Source organism: Streptomyces sp. NPDC048257 (assembly GCF_043201855.1).
Taxonomy (GTDB): Bacteria; Actinomycetota; Actinomycetes; order Streptomycetales; family Streptomycetaceae; genus Streptomyces.
In genome coordinates this window covers 1-7833 of record NZ_JBICZI010000038.1, presented here as the reverse complement: position 1 = coordinate 7833, position 7833 = coordinate 1, and the positions used below count along the sequence as shown (strand labels likewise).

Annotated in this window: 1 protein-coding gene; it reads right to left on the bottom strand. The window is 70.8% G+C overall.

Annotation, left to right across the window (positions count from 1 at the left end):
* Positions 1–57 precede the first annotated feature (57 nt).
* The coding region (locus ACGFZK_RS36130) for a type I polyketide synthase (RefSeq protein WP_393853069.1) at positions 58–7833 on the bottom strand (7776 nt) is incomplete at its 5' end.

Genomic DNA, 7833 nt, shown 5'->3' with positions numbered 1-7833 from the left:
CTCACCCATGCTTCTCGTCACAAACCCTTGCGCTGCTACTGCCTGCTGTCCGCTGTGCTAAATACCGAACTCTTTCTCGATGAAGTCGAAGAGCTCGTCGGGCGTGGCCTCCTGAAGTTTCTCGGTCACGGCCTCGCCACTTGATTCGGTGTGCGGTTCACCCCATTTCGCAAGGAGAGCCTGCAGACGCAGCGCGATGTCGGTACGCGTTTCACTGTCCGGGTCGAGAACGGACAGCGCGGACTCCAGCTTTTCGAGTTCCGCGATGCCCGGGGCGGCCCCGGCACTGCCGTCCTGGGTGATCTCGGCCCGGAGGAACTCGGCCAGGACCGTCGGGGTCGGGTGGTCGAAGACGAGCGTGGCCGGCAGCCTCAGCCCGGTGGCGGCGTTGAGGCGGTTGCGCAGCTCCAGCGCGATCAGGGAGTCGAATCCGAGCTCCTTGAAGGCACGGCCCGCGCCCACCTCGTCGGTCGTGGGGTGGCCCAGCGCGGTGGCCGCGTGGGAGCGGACCAGTTCGAGGACGGCCAGGGCCTGTTCGGCCTGCGGCATGACGGCGAGCCGTCGGCGCAGCGCCTCGGCCGGGGAGTCCCCGCCCGCTTCGCCGGCTGCCGGAGCGGACTCGGCGAGCTGCCGCACCTCCGGCAGGTCGCCGAGGAACGGGCTGCGCCGTACGGCCGTGTAGCCGGGCGCGAACCGCTCCCACTGGATGTCGGCGACGGCGACGGCCGCCTCCGTGTGGTCGAGGGCCTGCTGCAGCGCACGGATCGCCGAGCGGGGTGCCATGGCGGGCACGCCTCCGCGGTCGAGCCGCTCACCGATCGCGCCGCCCGCGGCGAGCCCGCTGTCGCCCCAGCGGCCCCAGGCCACGGAGGTGGCGGCAAGGCCGTCGGCGTGACGCTGCTCGGCGAGGGCGTCCAGGTAGGAGTTCGCGGCGGCGTAGTTGCCCTGTCCCGCGTCGCCGAGCGTGCCGGCGACACCGGAGAAGAGGACGAACGCCGACAGGTCCAGATCGCGGGTGAGCTCGTGGAGGGTGAGAGCCGCGTCCGCCTTGGGGGCGAGCACGGTCGCGAACCGCTCCGGAGTCAACGCGTCGATGACGCCGTCGTCGAGGACACCGGCCGTGTGCATGACGGCGGTGAGGGGCCGGTCGGCGGGGATCGCGTCGATGAGGGTGGTGACGGCGTCGCGGTCGGCCATGTCGCAGGCGGCGAGGGTGACCTGGGCGCCGAGGGCGGTGAGTTCGTCGCGGAGTTCGGCGGCTCCGGGCGCGTCGGGGCCTCGGCGGCTGGTGAGGAGCAGGTGCTCGGCGCCGTTCCCGGCGAGCCAGCGGGCCACGTGCGCGCCCAGCGCGCCCGTACCGCCGGTGACGAGGGTGGTGCCCTGCGGGCGCCACTCCCGTACGGGGGCGGTGTCCGCGAGGGGTGCGTGGACCAGACGGCGGCCGAAGAGACCCGAAGCGCGCAGCGCCACCTGGTCCTCGGAGCCGTCACCGGCCAGAACACCCACAAGACGTTCGAGCGTACGGTCGTCGGCCTGCTGCGGCAGGTCGACGAGACCGCCCCAACGGTCGGGGTACTCCAGGGCGACCGTGCGGCCGAAGCCCGAGACGAGCGCCTGCGCCGGGTCCTGGAGCCGCTCCGAACGGGCCACGGCGACAGCGCCGCGCGTGACGCACCACAGGGGTGCGGCCACATCGGCGTCACCGAGTGCCTGGACGAGCGCGGCGGTGGCGAGGAGCCCGGCGTGCGCACGGAGCGCAGCGCCTTCGGCGGTGAAGGCGCCCTCACCGGCGAGGGCGAGGAGGGACAGGACGCCGGCCGGGGCGCTCTCGCCCGTCTCGGCCTTGAGCGTGGCGGCGAGCCGGTCACGATCGGCCGCGTCGGCGGAGACGGTCACGGTACGGACCTCGGCGCCACGGTCGGCGAGCGTCCGCAGGACAGCAGCCATCCACTCATCACCCGAGCCGCCGGACAGCGAGCCGGTCAGGGCCTCGGGGACGACGACCAGCCACGTGCCCGACAGGCGAGCCGGGGAAGGGTCTGCAATCCGCTTCCAGGTGACGCGGTAGCGCCAGCCGTCCACGGTCGAATGCTCACGACTCTGCCGACGCCACGACGACAGACCGGGAAGGACCGTCCCCAAAGAGCCAATCGCGTCAGGGCTATCCAAAGCGAGAGTGCCGGCCAGCGCTTCGAGGTCCTCGCGTTCGACGGCCTCCCAGAACCGGGCATCGATCGCACTCTCCGCGGACACCGCCACCGCCTCGACAGGAGCAGCCTCCGGCCAGAACCGCTGCGACTGGAAAGCGTAAGTGGGCAGGTCCACCCGCCGGGCACCCGTGCCCGCGAAAACCGCATCCCAGTCCACATTCACACCACGGACATACGCCTCACCCAACGACAGCCAAAAACGCTCCAGACCCCCCTCATGACGGCGCAGGGAACCAAGAACAGCAGCCTCACGACCCGCATCCTCGACCGTCTCCTGCATACCCACCGCCAGAACAGGATGAGGACTCGACTCCACGAACACCCCAAAACCCTGCTCCAGCAACCTCCGGGTCACCTGCTCAAACTCCACCGTCCGACGCAGATTACGGAACCAATACCCCCCATCCAGCTCCGGACCCCGCACCCACTCACCCGTCACCGTCGACAAGAACGGCACCTCGGCAACCCGCGGCACAACCGGAGCCAACAACCGCGCAAGCTCCTCCCGCAACAACTCCACCTGCGCCGAATGCGACGCATAATCCACCGCAATCCGCTTCGCCCGAACACCCACCGACTCACACGACACCAACAGCTCACCCAGAGCCTCGACCTCGCCCGAGACCACCACCGAGGACGGCCCGTTCACCGCAGCAACCGAAATCCGCTCCTCACCCCACGGAGCAATCAACTCCCGCACATCCCTCGCCGGCAGCGGCACCGACACCATGCCGCCCAGACCCGCCAGCACCCGGCCGATCGCCTGACTACGCAACGCAACCACCCGCGCCGCATCCTCAAGAGACAAGATCCCCGCCACACACGCAGCAGCAATCTCACCCTGCGAATGACCGATCACCGCACCCGGACGCACACCAGCAGCCCGCCACACCTCCGCCAACGACACCATCACCGCAAACAGAGCAGGCTGAACCACATCCACCCGCTCCAACGACGGCGCGCCTTCGACGCCGCGCAGTACATCGCGCAGCGACCAGTCGGTGAAGGGCTCCAGCGCCTTCGCACACTCATCCACCCGGGCAGCGAACACGGGTGAAGCGTCCAACAGCGCTTCTGCCATGCCTACCCATTGCGACCCCTGTCCGGGGAACACGAAGGCCGTCTTCCCCCCGACGACCGCCCCCTTCACGAGCAGGGGTGAGGTGCCCTCCGCCGCGAGAGCGGTCAGGGCTCCGACGTAGTCGGAGCGGTCCCGTCCGATCAGGACGGCGCGCTGGTCGAGCGCGCTTCGGGTCGTCGCCAGGGAGTGGCCGACATCGACAAGCCGCAGGTCAGAGTGGGTAGTGAGCTGTGTCAGCAGACGCTCGGCCTGGCCGCGCAGCGCCTTCTCGCTCTTGGCGCTCAGGGTCCAGGGCAGCACGGCGGACCGGTCGGACGCGGTGTCGCCCGGGGTGATCGCGGCCAGTAGGGGTTCGGCCGGCAGCGCAGGGGTCTCCCGGTCGTCGGATCCCGCTTCGGCCGGAGCCTGCTCGATGATGGCGTGGGCGTTGGTGCCGCTGAAGCCGAAGGACGAGACGCCGGCCCGCCAGGGGCGGCCGGTCTCAGGCCACGCCTGCTCCTCGGTCAGCAGGGCGACCTCGCCCGCGCTCCAGTCGACGTGCGGCGTGGGTTCAGCGATGTGCAGGCTCTGCGGCAGCACTCCGTGCTGCATGGCGAGCACCATCTTCATGACGCCCGCGACACCGGCCGCCGCCTGGGCGTGGCCGATGTTGGACTTGATGGAACCGAGCAGCAGCGGCTGTCCGGCCGGACGCTCCTGCCCGTAGGTGGCGAGCAGGGCCTGCGCCTCGATCGGGTCACCGAGGGTCGTACCCGTACCGTGCGCCTCGACGACGTCCACATCCGCGGCCGACAGGCGGGCGTTGGCGAGGGCTTGGCGGATGACGCGCTGCTGCGACGGACCGTTCGGAGCCGTCAGACCGTTGCTCGCACCATCCTGGTTGATCGCCGAACCACGCACCACCGCAAGCACCGGGTGCCCCTTGGCCCGCGCGTCCGACAGACGCTCGACGAGCAGCATGCCGACGCCCTCTGCGGGGCTGAATCCGTCGGCGTCCGAGGAGAACGCCTTGCAGCGTCCGTCGGTGGAGAGTCCGCGCTGACGGCTGAACTCGATGAAGGTGCCCGGCGTCGACATGACCGTCACGCCACCGGCGAGGGCGAGCGAGCATTCGCCGTTGCGCAGGGCCTGTACCGCGAGGTGCAGGGCGACGAGCGAGGCCGAGCAGGCGGTGTCGACGGTGACGGCCGGGCCTTCGAGGCCGAAGGTGTAGGAGAGCCGGCCGGAGACGACGCTGCCCGCGCTGCCCGTGGCCAGGTGCCCCTCAAGGCCGTCCGTCGCTGCCCGTACGAGGTTGGCGTAGTCGGAGCCGTTGGTGCCGACGAACACACCGGACTGGCTGCCGCGCAGCGTGTCAGGGTCGATGCCGGCGCGCTCGAACGCCTCCCACGAGGTCTCCAGGAGCAGCCGCTGCTGCGGGTCCATGGCGAGGGCCTCGCGCGGCGAGATGCCGAAGAACGACGAGTCGAAGGAGGCGGCGTCGGACAGGAAGCCGCCCTCCCGGGTGTACGAGGTGCCTTGCGCGTCGGGGTCGGGGTCGTACAGCGCGTCGACGTCCCAGCCGCGGTCCAGGGGGAACTGGGACAGCGCGTCACCGTCGGAGGTGAGCAGCTGCCACAGCTCCTCGGGGTTGCGGACCCCGCCGGGGAAGCGGCAGCTCATTGCGACGATGGCTATCGGCTCGGTGTCGGAGACCGCGGCCGTCGGCACGTGGGCGGCGGCCGCGGCGCCCTGTCCGAAGAACTCGGCCCGCAGATGCCGGGCGAGAACGGTGGGGGTCGGGTAGTCGAAGACGAGGGTGGGCGGCAGCTTGAGGCCGCTGGCCGTGTTCAGGCGGTTGCGCAGTTCGACGGAGGTGAGGGAGTCGAAGCCCAGCTCCTTGAAGGCCCGGCCCGCTTCGACCGCGTCGGGTCCTGCGTATCCGAGGACGGCGGCGACGGCGGTGCGGACCAGTTCGAGGAGCAGTCGCTCCTGTTCGGCCTCGGGCCGGCCGGTGAGCTGCCGGGCCAGCGCGGCAGCGCTGCCGGTGTCCTCCGCGGCGTCCGTGCCCATGCTGTCCATGACCTCCCGCGCCTCGGGCAGGTCGTGCAGCAGAGGCCTGGCGCGGCCGGAGGTGAAGGCGAGGACGAAGCGCTTCCACTCCATGTCGGCGACCGTCAGGGTCGTCTCGTCGCGGTTCAGGGCGTGCTGGAGTGCGGAGACGGCACGCTCGGGCGACATCTCGATGACTCCATGGCGGCGCATCCGGTCACCGACCGCGCCCTCGGCCATGCCGCCGTCGCCCCAGGGGCCCCAGGCGATGGAGGTGGCGGGCAGTCCGGCTGCCCGGCGGTACTCGGCGAAGGCGTCCAGGAACGCGTTGCCGGGCGCGTAGTTGCCCTGGCCGGGGGCGCCGAAGGTGGCGGCGAAGGACGAGAAGAACACGAACGCCGACAGGTCGAGATCGCGGGTCAGTTCGTGCAGGTGCAGCGTCGCGTCGACCTTCACGCGCAGGACGCGCTCGATCTGCTCGGGCGTGAGCGCCTCGATGACCCCGTCGTCGAGGACGGCCGCCGTGTGCACGACGGCGGTGAGGGGCTGGTCGGCGGGAACGGCGGCGATGAGGGCGGCGACGGCGTCCCGGTCGCTCACATCGCAGGCCGCGATGGTCACGCGCGCGCCGAGGGCGGTGAGTTCTTCGCGGAGTTCGGCGGCTCCGGGCGCGTCGGGGCCTCGGCGGCTGGTGAGGAGCAGGTGCTCGGCGCCGTTCCCGGCGAGCCAGCGGGCCACGTGCGCGCCCAGCGCGCCCGTACCGCCGGTGACGAGGGTGGTGCCCTGAGGACGCCACTCCCGTACGGCGGGCGTCTCGGCGAGACGGGTGCGTACGAGCCTGCGTACGAAGAGGCCGGAGGCGCGCACCGCCACCTGGTCCTCGGCGGCGTCACCGGCCAGGACACCCGCGAGCCGGGTCAGTGCCCGGTCGTCCACGGCGTCCGTGCCGGGCAGGTCGATCAGCCCTCCCCAGCGCTCGCCGTGCTCCAGCGCGGTCACCCGGCCCAGGCCCCATACCGGTGCCTGCGCGGGGTCGGCCACCTGCTCGGAACGGCCGGTGGCGACAGCGCCGCGCGTGACGCACCACAGGGGTGCGGCCACATCGACGTCACCGAGCGCCTGGACGAGGGACAGGGTGGCGATCACACCGCCGGGCGCGGAGACGTGGAACGGCTCGTCGGCCCCCGCCGGGGTCAGCAGGGACAGGACGCCCGACAGTGCGGGACCGTCCGCGAGTACGTCACGTATCCGTTCGGCGAGAACGGCCCGGGTGTTCTCCGTCCGGCCGACCGCGATCTGCCGTACGTCGGCGCCGTGTTCCGCGAGCGTCCGCAGGACAGCGGCCGTCCACGCGTCGGTCGGGCCGCCGGGCAGGGAATCGGTCAGGGCGTCGGCAACGGCGACCAGCCACGTGCCGGACAGGCGGGCCGTCGTGGGCTCCGGCGCAGGCTTCCAGGTGACGCGGTAGCGCCAGCCGTCCACGGTGGACTGCTCACGGCTCTGTCGGCGCCACGACGACAGCGCGGGCAGGAGCGCGGTGAGTTTCTCGTCCTCGTCGACGTCCAACTCGGCGGTGAGCGCCGCCACATCCTGGCGCTCGACGGCTTCCCAGAAGCGGGCTTCGACAGCGTCGACGGGGTAGGCGGTGGCCGTGACGTCCTCGGCGGTGCCGCTTTCGAGCCAGTAGTGCTCCTGCTGGAAGGCGTAGGTGGGCAGGTCCACCCGCCGGGCACCCGTGCCCGCGAAGACCGCATCCCAGTCCACACTCACACCACGGACATACGCCTCACCCAACGACAGCCAAAAACGCTCCAGACCCCCCTCATGACGGCGCAGGGAACCAAGAACAGCAGCCTCACGACCCGCATCCTCGACCGTCTCCTGCATACCCACCGTCAGAACAGGATGAGGACTCGACTCGACGAACACCCCAAAACCCTGCTCCAGCAACGTCCGGGTCACCTGCTCAAACTCCACCGTCCGACGCAGATTACGGAACCAATACCCCCCATCCAGCTCCGGACCCCGCACCCACTCACCCGTCACCGTCGACAAGAACGGCACCTCGGCAACCCGCGGCACAACCGGAGCCAACAACCGCGCAAGCTCCTCCCGCAACAACTCCACCTGCGCCGAATGCGACGCATAATTCACCGCAATCCGCTTCGCCCGAACACCCACCGACTCACACGACACCAACAGCTCATCCAGAGCCTGCACGTCACCGGAAACCACCACCGAGGACGGCCCGTTCACCGCGGCAACCGAAATCCGCTCCTCACCCCACGGAGCAATCAACTCCCGCACATCCCTCGCCGGCAGCGGCACCGACACCATGCCGCCCAGACCCGCCAGCCCCCGGCCGATCGCCTGACTACGCAACGCAACCACCCGCGCCGCATCCTCAAGAGACAAAATCCCCGCCACACACGCAGCAGCAATCTCACCCTGCGAATGACCGATCACCGCACCCGGACGCACACCAGCAGCCCGCCACACCTCCGCCAACGA